Source organism: Brenneria uluponensis (genome assembly GCF_032395385.1).
Classification (GTDB): Bacteria; Pseudomonadota; Gammaproteobacteria; order Enterobacterales; family Enterobacteriaceae; genus Prodigiosinella; species Prodigiosinella aquatilis.
The window spans coordinates 4,607,515-4,625,480 of record NZ_CP135917.1 but is presented as its reverse complement, the minus strand read 5'-3'; the positions used below and the strand labels follow the sequence as shown (position 1 = coordinate 4,625,480).

The 17,966-nt window shown below is 50.3% G+C and carries 12 protein-coding genes; 5 read left to right on the top strand and 7 right to left on the bottom strand.

All coding sequences use genetic code 11. The features are described from left to right. Nucleotides 1-61: 61 nt before the first annotated feature. A complete protein-coding gene (locus RS889_RS21565; protein WP_315708669.1) occupies nt 62-997 on the bottom strand; it encodes a dihydrodipicolinate synthase family protein in 936 nt (311 codons plus the stop codon). Between the two features lie 55 nt (nt 998-1,052). After that, complete coding sequence (gene rbsK / locus RS889_RS21560; RefSeq protein WP_315708668.1) at nt 1,053-2,264, bottom strand: ribokinase; 1,212 nt, start codon at nt 2,262-2,264, stop codon at nt 1,053-1,055. 486 nt (nt 2,265-2,750) lie between these two features. On the opposite strand from rbsK, the gene glpG reads away from it, so the two are divergent. The 4 genes from glpG to malQ are packed head-to-tail and all read left to right on the top strand — an operon-like array spanning nt 2,751 to nt 8,980. Beyond that, complete coding sequence (gene glpG / locus RS889_RS21555; RefSeq protein ID WP_315708667.1) at nt 2,751-3,575, top strand: rhomboid family intramembrane serine protease GlpG; 825 nt, start codon at nt 2,751-2,753, stop codon at nt 3,573-3,575. Between the two features lie 25 nt (nt 3,576-3,600). Further along, the gene (locus RS889_RS21550; protein ID WP_021014115.1) at nt 3,601-4,359 is read left to right on the top strand and encodes a DeoR/GlpR family transcriptional regulator; all 759 of its coding nucleotides are present in this window, start codon (nt 3,601-3,603) and stop codon (nt 4,357-4,359) included. Nucleotides 4,360-4,405: 46 nt separating this feature from the next. Further along, nucleotides 4,406-6,850 (top strand): maltodextrin phosphorylase, encoded by a 2,445-nt coding sequence (gene malP / locus RS889_RS21545; protein ID WP_315708666.1) that lies wholly within the window; start codon nt 4,406-4,408, stop codon nt 6,848-6,850. Between the two features lie 12 nt (nt 6,851-6,862). Continuing rightward, complete coding sequence (gene malQ, locus RS889_RS21540; RefSeq protein WP_315708665.1) at nt 6,863-8,980, top strand: 4-alpha-glucanotransferase; 2,118 nt, start codon at nt 6,863-6,865, stop codon at nt 8,978-8,980. A 196-nt stretch (nt 8,981-9,176) separates the two neighbouring features. Here malQ and nfuA read toward each other — a convergent pair whose 3' ends face one another. Together nfuA and gntX are read right to left on the bottom strand one after the other, a co-directional pair. Next, complete coding sequence (nfuA, locus tag RS889_RS21535; RefSeq protein ID WP_021014118.1) at nt 9,177-9,752, bottom strand: Fe-S biogenesis protein NfuA; 576 nt, start codon at nt 9,750-9,752, stop codon at nt 9,177-9,179. Between the two features lie 59 nt (nt 9,753-9,811). After that, nucleotides 9,812-10,513, bottom strand: coding sequence for a DNA utilization protein GntX (gene gntX, locus RS889_RS21530; protein WP_315708664.1), 702 nt, complete (start codon nt 10,511-10,513; stop codon nt 9,812-9,814). Between the two features lie 57 nt (nt 10,514-10,570). Here gntX and bioH point away from each other — a divergent pair, with 57 nt between their 5' ends. Next, on the top strand, nt 10,571-11,344 hold the full coding sequence (bioH, locus tag RS889_RS21525; RefSeq protein ID WP_315708663.1) for a pimeloyl-ACP methyl ester esterase BioH: 774 nt from the start codon (nt 10,571-10,573) through the stop codon (nt 11,342-11,344). A gap of 97 nt (nt 11,345-11,441) precedes the next feature. Here the strand turns inward: bioH and RS889_RS21520 are convergent, their stop codons facing one another. From RS889_RS21520 to RS889_RS21510, 3 genes are all read right to left on the bottom strand, one after another. Beyond that, nucleotides 11,442-13,766 (bottom strand): Tex family protein, encoded by a 2,325-nt coding sequence (locus RS889_RS21520; protein WP_315708662.1) that lies wholly within the window; start codon nt 13,764-13,766, stop codon nt 11,442-11,444. Nucleotides 13,767-13,929: 163 nt separating this feature from the next. Further along, nucleotides 13,930-15,636, bottom strand: a complete 1,707-nt coding sequence (gene olsF / locus RS889_RS21515; protein WP_315708661.1) for a bifunctional ornithine lipid synthase OlsF — start codon at nt 15,634-15,636, stop codon at nt 13,930-13,932. A 225-nt stretch (nt 15,637-15,861) separates the two neighbouring features. Further along, complete coding sequence (locus tag RS889_RS21510; RefSeq protein WP_315708660.1) at nt 15,862-17,850, bottom strand: LTA synthase family protein; 1,989 nt, start codon at nt 17,848-17,850, stop codon at nt 15,862-15,864. Between the last annotated feature and the right edge of the window lie 116 nt (nt 17,851-17,966).

Here is a 17,966-nt window from a genome sequence, read left to right as displayed (position 1 = left end):
AAGGATTCTGTGAGTTTCAGTTATTATTCTGCGAATAAAAGATGCGCCATATATTAAGGATTCAATGGTTCATTCCCTGGCGAATCTTTTCCTGATAATGCGCTGTACCTTGATGTATCTGGTCGAGGATAACGCTCAGTGCCCAATATTTTTCCAGCACGTCATCTTTATTCGAACGGCAGAATTCATGATGAAATGTACCTAAACGCTGGTGATAAATTTTGGCATTCTTGGGATAACCCAATGTCTCTGTCACCGCGGCGAGGGATAAGAATGTTGCTAACTCTTGGGTGAATGGCGATGAATCCTGACGATGGGAATAAAGCCACTTATAGAGCTCGGGATGGAAATTGGTAAATACGCCGCTAAATCCTTTCGACCCGGCCTGCATGGCAGGAAAAGCAATGGCGGCGTTGGCGTTAATAATATTCAGTGGGGTGTCAGCTGTCAGTTTTACCCGGCGCTCCACGGTTGGCAGATCGCAACTGACATCCTTCAACACCACAAAGCGACCCGTTTGCGCACAATGGACGAGTTCTTCGTCGGTCAGCAAGCGACGATAAGGTGCTGGGCATTCATACAGACCAAGCGGCAGCGTTGCTGGTAGCACTTCCAGTAGAGTGTGCAATGTGCTGAAAAAGGTATCACTGCCCTGATGCATGGGGTCAAGATGGTTAGTCACCAGCACTAGTGCGTCAATGCCGGTTTCTGCCATGGCGGTCAGTTCGTTTATCTGGTCGTTGATGTCATCGCTGATGTGACCAGAGGCGATAACCGGGCAGCGCCCCGCGACTTTTTCAACCACAAAACGTGCCAGATCTACTCGTTCTTGCAAGCTCAGAAACAGCATTTCACTGGATTGGCATACGGCAAACAAGGCATCGACGTCCTTTTCCAGATACCACTCGATAAGTCTTTCCAAACCGGGATAATCAATGCCGTTGCCCGTGTTAAAGGGGGTCAGCATGACGGGGACAATACCTTCGATAACGTTCATTTTTACTCCTTACGGCTAACAAATTCAGAATGGGAAATTTAAGGACAACATATACTCAGTGCTGGGAAAGGCGGGCAGCGACCTGTCGATGAGTTGGCATGTTGGATGCGCCTTCTCGTTCAACGGATAATGAAGCAAAAGCGTTGGCGTAAGTGGCGGCTTGTACAACGCTTTGACCAGCAGCCAACGCGGCGGCAAAGGCACCGTTAAAGGCATCTCCGGCACCAGTGGTATCAATACTGACAGCAGGGAAGGCTGGAATATGCTGAAATTGCTGTCCGTCGAAAATTAATGCTCCCTGTGAACCCATGGTAATGATGACGCGGGGAGCTCCGAGAGCATGGATTTTCTGTGCGGCCGCTTTGGCACTGCTTAAATCGTTGACTTCAATGTTGGAGAGTAACGACGCTTCTGTTTCATTAGGCGTGATGACATCAACGTAATCCAGACAGGAAAGTACATCACTTGAATAAGGTGCTGGATTGAGAATGATTTTTGTATTTAGCGCTTTGGCTAATTTCATGACACTTAATAGGGATGAAAAATTATTTTCCAGTTGCAGCAGCAATACGTCTGAGTTTTCAAGTTCAGGCATGATCTCTGCAATTTCTTCGTCGGTAATGGTTTTATTTGCGCCGGGATAGATGGCAATCATATTTTCGCCATTCTGTTGGGAAACATAAATAATGGCGTTTCCTGTGGGCTCGGTATCAGACTGATAAAGTTTAAAGGAATGTATTTCCGATTTGGAAAGATGTTCATAAGCAAAATGACTGAATTGATCTTTTCCTACTTTTGAGACGAAATGCACTTTTGCACCAGCACGACTGGCGGCCATCGCTTGATTAGCGCCTTTACCTCCCGGTCCTAATGCGCTTCCCTGAGCCAATAGCGATTCCCCTCCTTTTGGGAATCGTTCGACTCTGGCAATGATATCCACATTAAAAGAACCAAGAATACAAACTTTACCATTCATCGTATTTCCTTTATTTTTTATGGCAATATTTCTTTCCGGGTTTTTTATGCTTTTTAATAAAACTTCAAAATCTTTCCCGGTTTCAGTAATTAGTTCTGATTGCAAGTGCCGTCGTATAACCATAGCGCCGCCATGGCAACGTTGAATTAAATTCCGGCTAGCTAACACATTTAAATCACTGCGTATGGTTTCTTTAGTAACGTCAAAAAGGTGTGCTAGATATTTCACACTGGCACGATCATATTTATCCAGATATTCTAGAATCTTATTTCGCCGTTCTTCAAGAAACATAATATTCACGCCTCCCTATTGAGATTAAGTGAGCGCTATTGGCTAAAAAGTGACTGTGATCATAGGTTGCCGGACTAAACGGAAGTAAACAAAAATCAGCACAAAATATGTCAATGCGTGAACAGGTTGTTATGGGAAATAAAATGGAAGGATGGAGAGATGTGACGAACATCACGCATACAGGGTAAAGTGTAATAGGTATAGTTGACCATTATGCTGAATTGATAGTGATATACCCGCCATCTTTCACGTTGTTGGTGCGTCGCCTGCCCTCAGTTGCCCGGTCCATCCCTGAATCTCGCACTTTTAGGGCCACGACAAGCCACGTCCAAATATATTCCCGGCAGGCTTGCCACCCGGTTCCAGACTTGCGTAAGCTCCTGGGGATTCATTCGGTTGCTGCTTTCCTGCATCTGAAATTTAGTGGGTATACGTGTTTTAATGTCAGTTTTATTGAGGTCGATAAACGAGGATGTTGCAGCAGCTATGATCCGAATTATTGCGTTATCGAATCCGCGTTTGGCTCAGGCGTTTGTTGATTATATGCATACGCAGAAAGTCAAACTTGTGATGCATATGAACGGGAACGAGGCCGAGTTGTTATTGCCTGATGAAAAGCAACTGGTGCGGGTACAACAGGAATTGGAACAATTTTTACGTGAACCTCACCACCAGCGTTATCAGGCGGCCAGTTGGGAAACTGGCTCTACCAAATCAGGACTTCGTTATCAGTCATTTTCTTATCTGCAAATTGTGTGTCAAGGCGCCGGTTTGCTTACATTGTCAGTGATGGTGGCGACCATCGCCGTTTATCTGTTGATGCAGATCTATGGTGTGAACCGCATTATGCCTCTGTTGGCTTTCCCTGGCCCTGGTCAAGGATTCCAGCTTTGGCGTTGGTTTAGCCATATTCTGTTGCATTTCTCACCGCTGCACATTCTGTTTAATCTGTTGTGGTGGTGGTATCTGGGCGGCCCAGTAGAGAAAACGCTGGGTACCCGTAAATTGTTTGTCATCCTGTTACTGTCGTCGGTCGCCAGCGGCTGGGTACAATCATGGTTCAGCGGTATTTACTTTGGCGGTTTGTCTGGAGTGGTTTATGCCCTGATGGGATATGTCTGGCTGAGGGGCGAGCGGGAACCACATGGCCACTTGCATTTGCAGCGTGGTTTGATGGTATTTGCGCTATTGTGGTTGGTTGCCGGGTATTTCAATATCTTAGGCATGTCCATTGCCAATGGGGCACACGTAGCGGGTCTGGTCATCGGGCTACTGATGGCTTTTTGGGATACACGTAACAGGCAGCGGTAAAACCAAATGTTTGAGAGGGATGAATGTGAAGCAAACACAACGGCATGATGAGATTATTGAACTGGTGCGTCGGCAAGGGTACGTCAGTACCGAAGAGTTGGTGGAACATTTCGCTGTCAGTCCGCAAACTATTCGCCGTGATCTTAATGATTTGGCTGAACAGAATAAAATTCATCGCCATCACGGTGGCGCGGCGTTGCCTTCCAGTTCAGTAAATACCGCTTATCATGATCGTAAAATGATGTGGTCGGATGAAAAAAACCGTATCGCCAGGAAGGTTGCCAGTCAGATTCCTGATGGCGCCACACTTTTTATTGATATCGGTACCACGCCGGAAGCGGTTGCCCATGCGCTCATGAATCATAATGACTTGCGTGTGGTTACCAACAACTTGAATGTGGCAACGTTGCTGACGGCCAAAGAGGATTTTCGTCTTATCCTGGCTGGCGGGGAAGTCCGTAGTCGTGATGGCGGAATTATGGGGGAAGCCACGCTGGATTTTATTTCCCAGTTTCGGCTGGATTTCGGCATTTTGGGAATTAGCGGCATTGACATGGATGGGTCATTGCTAGAGTTTGATTACCACGAAGTCCGCACCAAACGGGCGATTATCGAAAACTCCCGTTGTGTGATGCTGGTGACCGACCACTCTAAGTTTGGCCGAAATGCTATGGTCAATTTGGGTAATATGGACTTGATCGACTACCTTTTTACCGATCAATTACCGCCATCCAGTGTGCTGAAAATTATCGAGCAGCATAAGGTACAGTTGGAGTTGTGCTAATCCCGACGTGCCTTTTCCCATCACACAGACAGAGGAGAGAGGCGCGATGTCTTCGTCTTCATTTAATCCGTTACAGTTCGCGTCCACCCTGTTGCGCCAGCAGCAGGCTTACGGTGTTTCAGCCCTTGGCGAGTTATCTCCTCGTCTGTGCTGGCGGGTGATAAGTGCTGCACTTTCAGAGCAACTGATGGCGTTGACGTTTTCTCCTAAACCGCTGCCATCAGCTTCTGGCAAGACGGTATCCTCTATCGATAAACCGGTGCTGCGTCATGTCAATTATCTGTCAATGGAGTTTTTGCCTGGGCGTCTGACCGGGAATAATCTGTTAAGCCTTGGCTGGTATGACGATGTCGCTAATGCACTGACAGAGCATCAATTGGTATTAAGCGATGTTCTGGAACAAGAAATCGATCCGGCGTTGGGTAATGGCGGGTTGGGGCGTTTGGCGTCCTGTTATCTGGATGCGATGGCGACGGTTGGGCAACCCGCCATCGGTTATGGCTTGAATTATCAATATGGCCTGTTTCGCCAGCACTTTGAAGATGGATTTCAGTGTGAAACACCGGATGACTGGCAGCGAAACGATTATCCGTGGGCACACCCGCGTCCGGAACTGTCCACGGCAGTCGGTTTCGGCGGCCATGTGGAACGGCAGCCCGATGGCAGTGAATGTTGGTTGCCAGCGCTGAGGCTAACAGGAGAAGCCTGGGATATTCCGGTTATTGGGTATCGTAATGGTATCGTACAGCCGTTGCGGCTATGGCAGGCGACTGATCCGGATCCGTTTGATCTCTCCTTGTTCAATGCTGGTCATTATTTGAAAGCCGAGCAAAAAGGGATCGCAGCCGCCAGTCTGACCAAGGTGTTATACCCGAATGACAATCATCAGGCAGGTAAACGTTTGCGTCTTATGCAGCAATATTTTCAGTGTGCTTGTGCAATGGCGGATATCCTGCGCCGACATGTGCAAGCCGGTCTGGAATTGACGTCGCTGCCTGACTATGAAGTCGTGCAACTAAACGATACCCATCCGACACTGGCGATCCCGGAAACCATGCGTCTGTTGATGGATGACCACCAGATGTGCTGGGATGACGCCTGGCAGATTACCTGTCGTTTGTTCGCTTATACTAACCACACGTTGATGCCGGAAGCGCTGGAGCACTGGGACGAAAGGCTGTTTCGTCGGCTGCTGCCACGTCATTTCGCTATCATCAGGGAAATCAACGTGCGCTTTAAGATCCTGGTTGATCAGCGGTGGCCGGGAGATCGAAACGTCTGGGCGCGCTTGGCGGTGCTGCATCACCGTCAGATCCGCATGGCTAATCTGTGTGTTGTGGCTTGTTTTGCGGTTAATGGCGTGGCGGAACTGCACTCCGAACTGGTGATAAAAGACCTCTTTCCCGAATACCATCAGCTCTGGCCGGGGAAATTCCATAATGTGACTAACGGGATCACGCCGCGCCGCTGGCTTAAACAGTGTAACCCGTCGTTGTCGGCGCTGATTGATGAAACGCTGGGCGCCGAATGGGTGAATCATTTGCCAGCACTGGAGGGCTTGGTTCCCTTTGCGGATGATGCAGGGTTTCGTCAGCGTTACCGGCAGATAAAACAGGATAACAAGTTGCGACTGGCGACGTTTCTGACCCGGGAACAGGGGCTGATTATTGATCCGAATGCGCTGTTCGATGTGCAGATTAAACGTTTACATGAATATAAACGTCAGCATTTGAATTTATTGCACATTCTCGGTCTGTACCGACAATTAAGAGATAATCCACAACTGGATATCGTGCCGCGCCTTTTTCTGTTCGGCGCCAAGGCGGCACCGGGCTATGTATTGGCGAAAAATATCATCTATGCCATCAATTGTGTGGCAGATAAAATCAATCGTGACACCCGGTGTAATGACCGTCTGAAAGTCGTATTTCTACCAGATTATCGAGTATCGATGGCAGAACGTATTATTCCTGCCGCTGATGTATCTGAACAGATTTCGACGGCAGGCAAAGAAGCCTCAGGTACTGGGAATATGAAGTTGGCGCTCAATGGAGCACTGACGGTTGGTACTCTTGATGGGGCCAATGTGGAAATGTCGCAGCAGATAGGAGAAGAAAATCTATTTATTTTCGGCCATACCGTTGATCAGGTTAAAGCATTGGTAAATCAGGGGTATGAACCGTCACGTTACATCGCCGATAATGCATTGTTAAAAGACATACTAGATGAGCTTGCCAGTGGTGCTTTCAGCCAGGGCAATAAAGACGCCTTTGCGCCTTTGCTGAATAGCTTGCTGGAGAATGGCGATCCCTACCTTGTCCTGGCTGATTTCGCTCCTTACTGTCAAATACAGCAGCGTGTGGATACGCTCTATCGTGAACCGGATGAATGGACGCATCGTTGTGTACTGAATACCGCCAGAATGGGGATATTCAGTGCTGATCGGGCGATTCATGATTACCAGAAACGCATTTGGCAAATGCGTTGTTAAGGAATAAATAAAATGGTACTGAAGGCGAAAAAGGCCGTATCCCAGCAAGTGGGAATTGCGGAGACTTATACCGATGCTTACGGCAATGAACAGGTGATAGCCAGAGAGATTAAAGAAAAACTACTGCAAATACTGGGTGATAGTAACGATAAGCAGGCACCGGTGCCGCCAGTGAAAGTGTTTCGGCAGGGGGAGCAGACAGTGGTGCCGCTGGCAGGTCAAGGCGAATACCATTGGGCGTTCAGTTATGAAAAAGGCGGCATGATCGAAGGTCAGATCACTGGTGGTACAAAGTTGGTACTGCCTGACAATCTTCCTCTGGGATATCACCAACTGACATTGATGCAGAATAATCAGCAATGGTCATGCCGCTTGATTATCGCTCCGTTATGTTGTTATGAGCCCGAACCCCTGGAGCAGGGGAAACGCTGGTGGGGGGTAACCATCCAGCTTTACACCCTGCGTTCTCAGAATAACTGGGGTATTGGTGATTTTGGCGATCTGAAAGTTTTGGTAGAACAGATCGCCAGGCGGGGCGGGGCCTTTGTGGGACTTAATCCTCTGCATTCACTCTATCCGGCAGATCCAGAGGCGGCCAGTCCTTATAGCCCTTCATCCCGTAACTGGCTGAATATCGTCTATATCGATGTGAATCAGGTTGATGATTTCCATCAGAGCGTGAGTGCTCAACAGTGGTGGCAGGAAGAAGAAACACAACGCACGCTGTCTGCTGCTCGTGCCAACCGCTGGGTCGATTATGATGTTGTGACCACATTGAAACTCACCGCACTGCGTCTGTCATTTCAGCATTTTAATCATCGTAGCCAGCTGGATCCGCACATTATTGCATTCCAGCAGTTTGTGAAAGATGGTGGTAAAAGCCTGGAGCAGCAAGCGACCTATGATGTACTGCAAGCTTATCTGAATCATCAGGGTGAAAACTTTATTGACTGGTTGCACTGGCCTGAAGGTTATCGGGATGTACAAGGGGCGGCGGTTAGCGCGTTTCGGCTAAAGCATGCTGACGATATTGCCTTTTATAGTTGGCTACAGTGGTTGGCGCATGAACAACTGGCGGAATGTTTTGCTCATAGCAAGCAACTGGGGATGCCTATCGGTCTGTATCGAGACCTGGCTGTCGGTGTCGCGCGGGGCGGAGTCGATACTTGGCATGACCGGCAAACTTACTGTCTGGAGGCCAGTATCGGCGCACCACCGGATGCGCTGGGCCCGATGGGTCAGAATTGGCAACTTACGCCGATGAGTCCACAGCAGTTACAGCGATATGGTTATCAACCCTTTATTGATGTGATTCGCAGCAACATGGCCCATAGTGGCGCATTGCGTATCGATCACGTCATGGCGCTGCTGCGTTTATGGTGGATTCCGCATTCAGAACCGGCTGTGAATGGCGCTTATGTCTTTTATCCGGTTGATGATTTGCTGGCCGTATTGGCACTGGAGAGTCAGCGGCAACGCTGTCTGGTGATTGGTGAGGATCTGGGTACGGTTCCAGACGAGATTGTTGGCAAGCTGCATGACAGCAAGATCTACTCCTATAAAGTGCTGTTTTTTGAAAAAGATAAGCAGAATCGTTTTCGTGCGCCGGAGGACTATCCCCGCCGGGCGATGGCCACCATTACTACTCACGATCTGGCGACACTGCGTGGTTACTGGCAGGGTGTGGATTTGACACTGGGCAAAGATCTCGGTTTGTACCCGAGCCCCGAGATCTTGCAGGAACAGATAAAGGCGCGTGAAAAAGCGAAACAAGGGCTATTGGATGCCTTGCACGCACATGGATTGTTGCCGCAACGAGTAGGACGCAATGCCTCGCTAACAACCATGAGCGCTCAGCTTAATCGTGGTGTACAGCGTTATCTGGCTGACAGCAATAGTGCGTTATTGGGTCTGCAAATTGAAGACTGGCTGGATATGGCAACCCCGGTGAACGTACCGGGAACCGGGCGAGGGGAATATCCGAACTGGCGGCGTAAGCTGAGCAGGACGCTGGATTCTGTGTTTGATGATCGCTATCTGGAACGTTTGATCCGCGATATTGATCTGCGTCGCGGTGAATCTATGCCCCGACCAGCGAATAAACGTAAAAAGAAATCAGAAAGCCAGTGAATCGGTAATTGGCTAGCGTTAATCCTGCGAATATTGCATTGCCACTACGGCCGATAAACTAAAAAATAATGTTAATCAATATGTTGTAGTTTAGAAAGATACCTTTTTCGCCAGGATAATAATCCCGATACTACCAACAGCAATCTGTCCCAGGTTAAAGGACAGATTGCTGAGCGGGGACATTTATACAGAAAAATCAGTAGTAGGAGTGTTCGCCGCGCTGGTGTTCAGTGAGATCCCGGACGCCTTTCAGCTCTGGGAATTTCTGTAGTAACTCTTTCTCAATACCTTCTTTCAGCGTGTAATCCACCATGGAACAACCGTTACAGCCGCCGCCGAATTGCAGGATGGCCAAATTGTCATCGGTAATTTCCATTAGTGTAACGCGACCACCATGACCGGCCAATTGCGGGTTAATCTGAGATTGCAGCACGTATTCTACACGCTCCATCAGCGGGGCATCATCGTCCACTTTACGCATTTTGGCGTTAGGTGCCTTTAGCGTCAGCTGGGAACCCAGTTGGTCGGTAACAAAATCGATCTCGGCATCTTCCAGATAAGGTGCGCTGAGTTCATCCACATAGGCGGACAGTTTTTCAAATTTCAGCTCGGTATCACTAGCTTCAACGGCATCGGGTGGGCAGTAGGACACACCGCATTCCGCATTGGGTGTGCCGGGATTGATAACGAAGACACGAATCTGCGAGCCTTCTTCTTGTTTTGCCAACAGTTTGACAAAATGCTCCTGAGCTGCGTCAGTAATATGGATCATAATATTAACTCAATAGTTGACTATGCTAGTGGGTTATAATACGCCCATCCTGCCCGGAACTACAAGGTGCGGCATAAACACCAAATCTGCACGCAGGACGCACCTTGAGCCAGCAAGACTCGGCTGATTTCGGCGACGGTACTGCCGGTCGTAACCACATCATCCAGCAACACAACCCGTTTCCCCACCAGTGATACGTTACAGTCAAACGCATTGCGTAAATTCCTGCGCCGGGTGGTGGCATCCAGCTCTTGCTGTGGTCGCGTCTTGCGGGTGCGCGTCAAGGCATGGGGGGCATAATCACAGCCTAGCCAGTGGGCTAACGTCGTCGCGAGCAGTTCTGTCTGATTAAATCCTCGCCACCAGTGGCGTTGCTTGTGTAGCGGTACGGTAAACAACATGTCTGGCCTGAAAAAAGTGTCTGGCATACTCAGAAAGTCGTGCCGGTAACGCTTCTGCCACTGTAGCAGGATCAGCCTGGCCAGCGCAGGCGCCAGCTCGATACGTCGCTGGAACTTGAACTGTTTGAGCAGCGTATTCACGGGTGGCTGATAGTCGCTGACGAACAGCAGGGCATGCCATGGGGGAGGTTTTTGCAGACAACGACCACAAGCAAGGGATGAAGAACTGGCCGGCAGACCGCAGCGTGGGCAACAGGTCGGTGGTGTTGGCAGGTGACGCAGGCAGTGACTGCAAATACCATGATGGCTATGATAGATCGGTTGCTGACACAACCAGCATCGCGCCATGAAAGTGAACATAACGTCTTCCTTGATGAAGATAACATCGCACAACATTTTCGGAGTGGACAATAACGCATGGAGACATTGTATTGGAATACGGAAGGTTCGGGAGATTGCGAACTTGTGCTGCTGCACGGATGGGGACTGAATGCCCAGGTATGGAATGGCATAGTAACGCGATTGTCGCCGCATTTTCGCTTGCATCAGGTGGATCTGCCGGGATATGGACAAAGTCAAGGATATGGCCCGATGCCGTTAGCGGAGATGGCCGTGCATGTCTTGGCGCAGGCACCGCAGCGAGCAGTGTGGTTGGGGTGGTCACTGGGAGGATTGGTCGCCAGTCAAATCGCTTTGATGGCACCGGAGCGGGTTAGCGCGTTGATTACGTTGGCATCATCTCCTTGCTTCAGTGCCGGGACGGACTGGCCGGGTATCAAACCGGAAGTGTTGGCGGGTTTTCAGCAGCAGCTCAGTGACGATTTCCAGCGCACGGTAGAACGTTTTCTGGCGTTGCAAACGCTAGGTACGGATAGCGCGAAACAAGATGCCCGGTTGTTGAAATCAGTGGTAACCGGACAACCAGCCCCTAGTGCTGAGGTGCTGATTGGCGGACTGGAGATGCTACGCCATGTAGATTTACGTCAGCCGCTGGCAGCGCTGCGACGGCCTTTTTTGCGTGTTTATGGCGGATTGGATGGATTAGTGCCGCGGAAAGTAGCGGGTTTGCTGGATGCACAGTTACCGCAATCGACATCAGTTGTGATACCTAAAGCTGCCCATGCGCCATTTATTTCGCACCCAGACATCTTTATTGAGCAGTTATTGTCGTTTACCCATTCGTTACGCTAGACGCTGGTGGGTGCGGTTTTCACTGATCCTCTGGATGTGGCTATATCTGGCTCGCAATTGAAACAGCGGGAATGGCGGCGCCATTCCCGTTTGATTATCAGCGTTTTTTAAATGCGGCGGCCAGCGCGTCACCCATGACGCTGTTACCTGCCGGTGCGTTGTTCCCACTGCGGGGCCGGTTTTTACCGCCAGGCTGCCGCGGTGGTGTATTGTCCCGAGCCTCACTGCTCCGACGGCTGGTGGCTTCTCCCGGCTGCTCATCCAGGCGCATGGTGAGCGCGATGCGTTTACGTTGCAGATCCACTTCCAGCACTTTTACTTTCACGATGTCACCGGCCTTCACGACTTTGTGCGGGTCGTCTACATAACGGTCGGCTAGCGACGAAATATGTACCAAACCGTCCTGATGCACCCCAATATCTACGAAAGCGCCGAAATTGGTCACGTTGGTGACTGCGCCCTCCAGAATCATACCCGGCATCAGATCATTCATCGTTTCCACACCTTCGGCGAAGCTGGCAGTCTTGAACTCTGGCCGTGGGTCGCGCCCTGGTTTTTCCAGTTCTTTCAGAATATCGGTGACGGTTGGCAGACCGAAACGTTCGTCAATGAAATTCGTCGGTTTAAGGCTGCGCAACGCATTGGCATTGCCCATGATATCCTGCAATTTCTGCTCGGTTGCCGCCAGAATACGCTCTACCAGCGGATAGGCTTCCGGATGAACGGTAGAGGCATCCAGTGGGTTGTCGCCGTGGTTGATGCGCAGGAACCCTGCACACTGTTCAAAGGCTTTCGGGCCCAAACGGCTGACCTTTAACAGTTGATCACGGTTGCGGAAGCGTCCATTTTCATCACGCCAAGCCACCACATTTTGTGCCATCATGCGGGTGAGACCGGCTACACGGGTCAGCAGTGGTACTGACGCGGTATTCAGATCGACGCCGACGGCATTTACGCAGTCCTCTACCACGGCATCCAGTTTTTTCGCTAGCAGGCTTTGGCTGACATCATGTTGATACTGGCCGACACCGATGGATTTCGGATCGATTTTGACCAGTTCGGAGAGCGGGTCTTGCAGGCGACGGGCGATAGATACCGCCCCACGCAAGGAAACATCCAAATCGGGGAATTCCAGCGCCGCCAGTTCAGAAGCCGAATACACTGACGCACCAGCTTCACTGACGATCACTTTCTGTGCCTTGATATCTGGGAACTGTTTTTGGGTATCCAGAAAGAAACGCTCGGTTTCACGCGAGGCGGTGCCGTTACCAATCGCTACCAACTCAACCTGATGCTTGATGCACAATGCGGCGACGGAGGATGCGGCTTTGGCAGTCTGACCGGTGTGCGGATAAATGGTGTCGGTGGCGACCAATTTGCCAGTGGCATCCACCACCGCCACTTTTACACCAGTACGCAGACCGGGATCCAGTCCCATAGTGGCTCGCATCCCAGCTGGTGCCGCCATCAGCAAATCGTGCATATTACGGGCGAAAACGTTAATGGCTTCATCTTCCGCTTTTTCACGCACGCTGCTCATCAATTCAGTTTCCAGATGCAGTAGCACTTTAATACGCCAGGTCCAGTTCACTACCGCACGCCGCCAATCATCTGCCGGGGCGTTATTGAGACGCAAGCCCAGGTGGTCGATGATTATCTGTTCGCAATGGCTTTCACGGGGCGGTTCATCAAATTGCGGATCGGCATTCAGTGATAATTGCAACACGCCTTCATTACGACCACGGAACATGGCCAGCGCTCGGTGAGAAGGAACCTGGGCAATCGGTTCGTGGTGTGAGAAATAGTCGCGGAATTTGGCACCGGCTTCCTCTTTGCCTGCCACCACACCGGAAACCAGATGCGCGTTTTTCCATAGGTAGTTACGCACTTTGGCCAGCAAGGCCGCATCTTCGGCAAAGCGCTCCATCAGAATGTAGCGTGCGCCGTCCAGCGCGGCTTTGACATCCGCCACACCGTTGTCGACATTGATGTAGGTTTCGGCGATCTGTTCCGGTGTCTGGCTCGGGTCATTCCACAGGCTGTCAGCCAGTGGTTCCAGTCCGGCTTCAAGGGCAATCTGCCCCCGGGTGCGGCGTTTGGGTTTATATGGGAGATAGAGATCTTCCAGTTCCGTTTTGCTAAGCGTCGTATTGATGGCAGCCGCCAGTGGTTCGGTTAATTTGCCTTGTTCATCAATCGACTTCAGGATGGTCTGCCGGCGTTCTTCCAGCTCGCGCAGATAGACGAGACGAGTTTCCAACTGACGTAGTTGAGTATCGTCCAGCCCACCGGTAACTTCTTTACGGTAGCGGGCGATAAACGGAACCGTGTTGCCTTCATCCAGCAACTGAATGGCCGCGCTGACCTGTTCGGTACGTGCCTGTAATTCGCCAGCAATAATCTTGTTTAATACGTTATTCATAATGTTGTCGGGTAGTGAGTCGTTGATTTAAGGATAAAACGCTGGGGGACAGTTATACGTATTGATGACACAAATTGCCAGTTGTATGGCGAGGTGGTTTTTCGTGAACGATCAAAGAAGCGCCCTGCGTTATTGCAGGGCTGGAATGATTATCAGGTATGGATTATGGCGTACAAAATGGCGCGATATAACGTTGATAGCGAGACTCTTTGAGTTTCTGAAGATCCACCAGCACCAGCCCATCAATGCAGTTGTTGAAGTCGGGATCAACACCAAAATCGATAAATCGAACGCCGCCGGGTTCACACAATTCGGAATACTGCTTATAGAGCGTGGGGATAGAAAAACCCATATTACCGAGAATGTTTTTCAGACGGGCCAGATCCTTTTGATAATCAATACCTTCAAACTGTTTCAGCACATCGGGTAATGATGCTGGATAGGGTCGCCGTGACCGGGCTAGCAATTGGTCAGGTGCAAAATGTAGCCGGTAAAAGGCGATTAGCAAATCCCGTGCGGGCGGCGGTAGTGCGCTAGACAGCGAAACCGGGCCAAATAGGTAACGATACTGTGGATAACGGGCCAAATAAGCGCCAATACCCAGCCATAGGTACTCCAGGCCGCGTTTGCCCCAGTATTGAGGTTGGATGAAGCTGCGACCGAGCTCTATACCACTAGCAAGTACTGGATTCATCTCTTCGCCATAATGGAACAAACTATGGCTATAGAGACCGCTCTCGCCTTTTTCGGCAACTAACTGTGCCGTCGGTGTAAAACGATAAGCGCCAACAATTTCCAGATCACTTTCATCCCACAAAATCAGGTGCAGATAGTCATCGTCAAAACTATCCAGATCTCGTCGTTTACCGGAGCCTTCACCCACGGCCCGAAAGGCGATTTCGCGCAGTCGGCCCAGTTCTCTCAGGAGTGGGACATAATCTTCATTACCACGCCGGTACAGATAAACCGTTTTGCCATCCGGTGTGGTACCTAATGTTTCGCAATTCGCCAGCGCTCGCTTGAGTAATATGCGATCTTCTGCCAGCGCGATGGGCTTCTCACCAGAAAAACAACCTGGCTTTCCCTGCCCCAGACGGTAAACATGACGTCGAAAACGGGCGGCCAGATCGTTAGGTTGAAAGTCGCCCTGACTCCAGATGGCGTAAGGAATACGGGCACCAATCTTAATCCGCAGTTTATTACCCTGCTGGAGAAACATTTCCCGCACTAACAGCAGCGTGGACAGTGGTCGATATATCAGCGAGGAGAGATAGAACAGGCCACTGTTGCGACCGCTAATATGAACCGGCACTATTGGCGCCCGTGCTTTGGCGGCCATGCGAATAAAGCCGCTGTGCCAGTGACCGTCACGGATCCCTTTCAGACTGATACGGGAAACTTCGCCAGCCGGGAACAAAATGACGGCACCGTCGTTGCTCAGGTGCTCCTGAATTGCGGCAATTTGATGGCGTTTAGTGCGGTTGCTAAAGTTATCCACCGAGAAAAATAACTGTTTCAGTGGTTCTACGTAAGATAATAGTTGGCTGGCAACAATACGCACATCCGGCCGGACACTGGCGACGGTACGCAGTAGCGCCAGACCGTCGAGTGATCCGATTGGATGGTTGGCGACCATTACCACCGGGCCCTGACTGGGGATGTTTTCCAGATCACCATCGATCATCTCGCAATCAAGATGTAAGTGATCCAGTATCTGCTCAACCAGATCCAATCCTTTCAGATGTGGATAACGTTGGGCAAACTCTTGCATTTCATTTTCGAATAACAGTGTGCGTAAAACCGAGCGTTGCCAAGGTGGCGTGTGGCGATGAGGTGCGACGTCTTGCAGTATGGCATCTAGACTAAACATAAATAGCTCTCCATAACCGACTGACGACACGCTAAGTGATGGAAATGACATCTTTATGTCAAAGTACAAATAATTTTTACCGATAGTAAGCAATTAACAACGCCGCTCTTCCAGACAGGAAAGAGAAGCCTTGTTAATCAGGGAGTAAGCTCAGCATGGAACGCTGTTGCGCGGAAATAATATCAACAGCATGTCTGGCTAGGAGAAACTACACAGACCGGGCATTCAATCCGTAAAGCCTTTCTCCTGAGCGTTGATTTGCCAGCGTAGTAGTGCAGGGTAAGCTGTGCTTTTTTGTTGAATTTCCGGGGGCGTGGTCCGACTTTCACTTTCTACCATCATCGGGTTGGTTGCACTCCAGGGGTAACGAACTGTACTGCCAATAGGCATCGCGCCCTGCGCATCGATCCACAGTACCTGGTTGTAACCAAACGCCCGGCTAGGGTCGTCTTGCGGAGCGAGCATATTCCTGCCACCCAGTGCCTGATAAGGCGTATCGGACAAGCTGTAGGCATACAGTGTCGGCATAATGTCCTTGTGTGATCCGGGACGGGTGGGATCAAAACGCCAGGCGCTGTGCTCCAGGATTGTCTTGGGAATATAAAGATAAAAGGGAACCGCGCGATCCAGAAAGCGTTCGTGTGAAGAGAGTGCTTTTAACCGGCGCATCTGATGATCGCCGCTGGCCGCAATCAGCGTTTTTTCACCGCTGCCAGAGGCTTTTACTGCCGAAACAAATTCACCCAGCGCATTAGTCGCATACTGGTAAGTCCGGCTGATTTCCTCCTGTTCCTCCTGACTGACTTCGGCATGGGCCATCATGTCCGGCCCGGCATGTACTGGATTCGGGCGATATGTCGTTGGCACTTTGTACGGGGGATGGTTGGTGATAGTCAGAATACTGATAAACAGCGGCTGTTTGGCCTCAGATAGCAGTTTCTCCGCCATGCGGAAGGCATATTCGTCTGGTACGCCCCAGTCGGTTAAAGATTTAGCGGATTCAGGATAAGTTTCCATCAGTGAGCTTTGATCATAGATCTGATCAACGCCCAGGCGCGGCAGATAGTTACCAAAATTGCGCCACATCCGGCTGCCGGACGTGATGAAAATGATCTTGTAGCCCGCTTTTTTGTATGTGGCGTACGGTGTGTTATTCAACACCACATACTGGGCGGACGAGTGACTGATATTCTGCACCGGACTGTGGAAAAACAGTCCCGCAAAAGACGGTGCGGTGCCATTTCCTTCGGAAACGAAACGGCGAAAAACAAAATCGCTGGTGAAGTGCGTACGCAAGGCTCCCAGCATGTCGTTATCCGGTAGATGGTCGAAGGCCAGCATGTTGCTTCCCATGCTTTCCATCAGAGCGACAACCACATTAGGCTTGTGTTGCGCCAGCCAGGGATTGGCTGGGGTACGTGCGTCCAGCGACGCCAGCCCAGTCTGTTGCAGCAACGCTGCGCCGTCCTGATGCGAGACAGCGTTGAAGCTGACATCCTCATCACGGTCGCCCATCGCCCACGCTGATGCCATTAACCCATTGGGAACCAGTTTGTTGAGAATGGTAATAGAGGAAATTTGTGAGTCATTACGACGCAGTGGGAAGGTATTCATGCTGCCACGAATCATGGCAAAAAACAGCATCAGGCTGATCAGTAGATAGCCGATAAATACGAGCCGGGAAAAAGGCTGTGGCGGGGTCGCCTCTGGAGCGAATGCTCTCTTGCCCAACCGTACCGACAGCAGACAAAACAGCATAACCGTCAGGAGTGCGATGACGACGGGATAATCCTGCCAGATATTCATTAATATGGCGTCGGTATCATCGTCAATCAGCCCGAAAGCGAAAATATCAATGTAGGTGTGATAGGTCTGGTAATAGAAGTAGTTACTGATGGCGATAGTGATGGTGATGACGGTGACCAGCCCAAGATAAATCGGAGCCAGACGGCACAGCCAACGCCAACTGGTGGCGTGTAAACTCATCAGCAGACCGAATACTAGTAAAGGTGACAGTAAAATAGAGATGGCGCGTAAATCATAGCGTAACCCGGTCAGCCACATTCGGCTAATGGCATTACCGTGCCCTGCCAACTGCTGTTGATCCGCAAAAGTGTGGAACATGATAAAACGGGCAGCGAGCAAGAGCAGAGTAAGCAGAACAAGTTGCAGCCAAAGTGTCTTGAGCAGAACACGTGAACGCTGTTGATACATGTATTTCCCATTGTGTGAAATGTAGACAAGGGGAGAGATGCTACGCTACTTCGGCAGGGAAAGTCCGGGTAAAACATCTCGAATTCAGAAAAATATGACAGTTGTTCGCTTTTGGG

Bases quoted from the DNA above. Each gene is read 5' to 3' on its own strand.
- malQ (WP_315708665.1), top strand. From the start codon at position 6,863: ATGGTACTGAAGGCGAAAAAGGCCGTATCCCAGCAAGTGGGAATTGCG.
- RS889_RS21565 (WP_315708669.1), bottom strand. From the start codon at position 997: ATGAACGTTATCGAAGGTATTGTCCCCGTCATGCTGACCCCCTTTAAC.
- olsF (WP_315708661.1), bottom strand. From the start codon at position 15,636: ATGTTTAGTCTAGATGCCATACTGCAAGACGTCGCACCTCATCGCCAC.
- RS889_RS21510 (WP_315708660.1), bottom strand. From the start codon at position 17,850: ATGTATCAACAGCGTTCACGTGTTCTGCTCAAGACACTTTGGCTGCAA.
- rbsK (WP_315708668.1), bottom strand. From the start codon at position 2,264: ATGTTTCTTGAAGAACGGCGAAATAAGATTCTAGAATATCTGGATAAA.
- glpG (WP_315708667.1), top strand. From the start codon at position 2,751: ATGATCCGAATTATTGCGTTATCGAATCCGCGTTTGGCTCAGGCGTTT.
- malP (WP_315708666.1), top strand. From the start codon at position 4,406: ATGTCTTCGTCTTCATTTAATCCGTTACAGTTCGCGTCCACCCTGTTG.
- RS889_RS21520 (WP_315708662.1), bottom strand. From the start codon at position 13,766: ATGAATAACGTATTAAACAAGATTATTGCTGGCGAATTACAGGCACGT.
- nfuA (WP_021014118.1), bottom strand. From the start codon at position 9,752: ATGATCCATATTACTGACGCAGCTCAGGAGCATTTTGTCAAACTGTTG.
- gntX (WP_315708664.1), bottom strand. From the start codon at position 10,513: ATGTTCACTTTCATGGCGCGATGCTGGTTGTGTCAGCAACCGATCTAT.
- bioH (WP_315708663.1), top strand. From the start codon at position 10,571: ATGGAGACATTGTATTGGAATACGGAAGGTTCGGGAGATTGCGAACTT.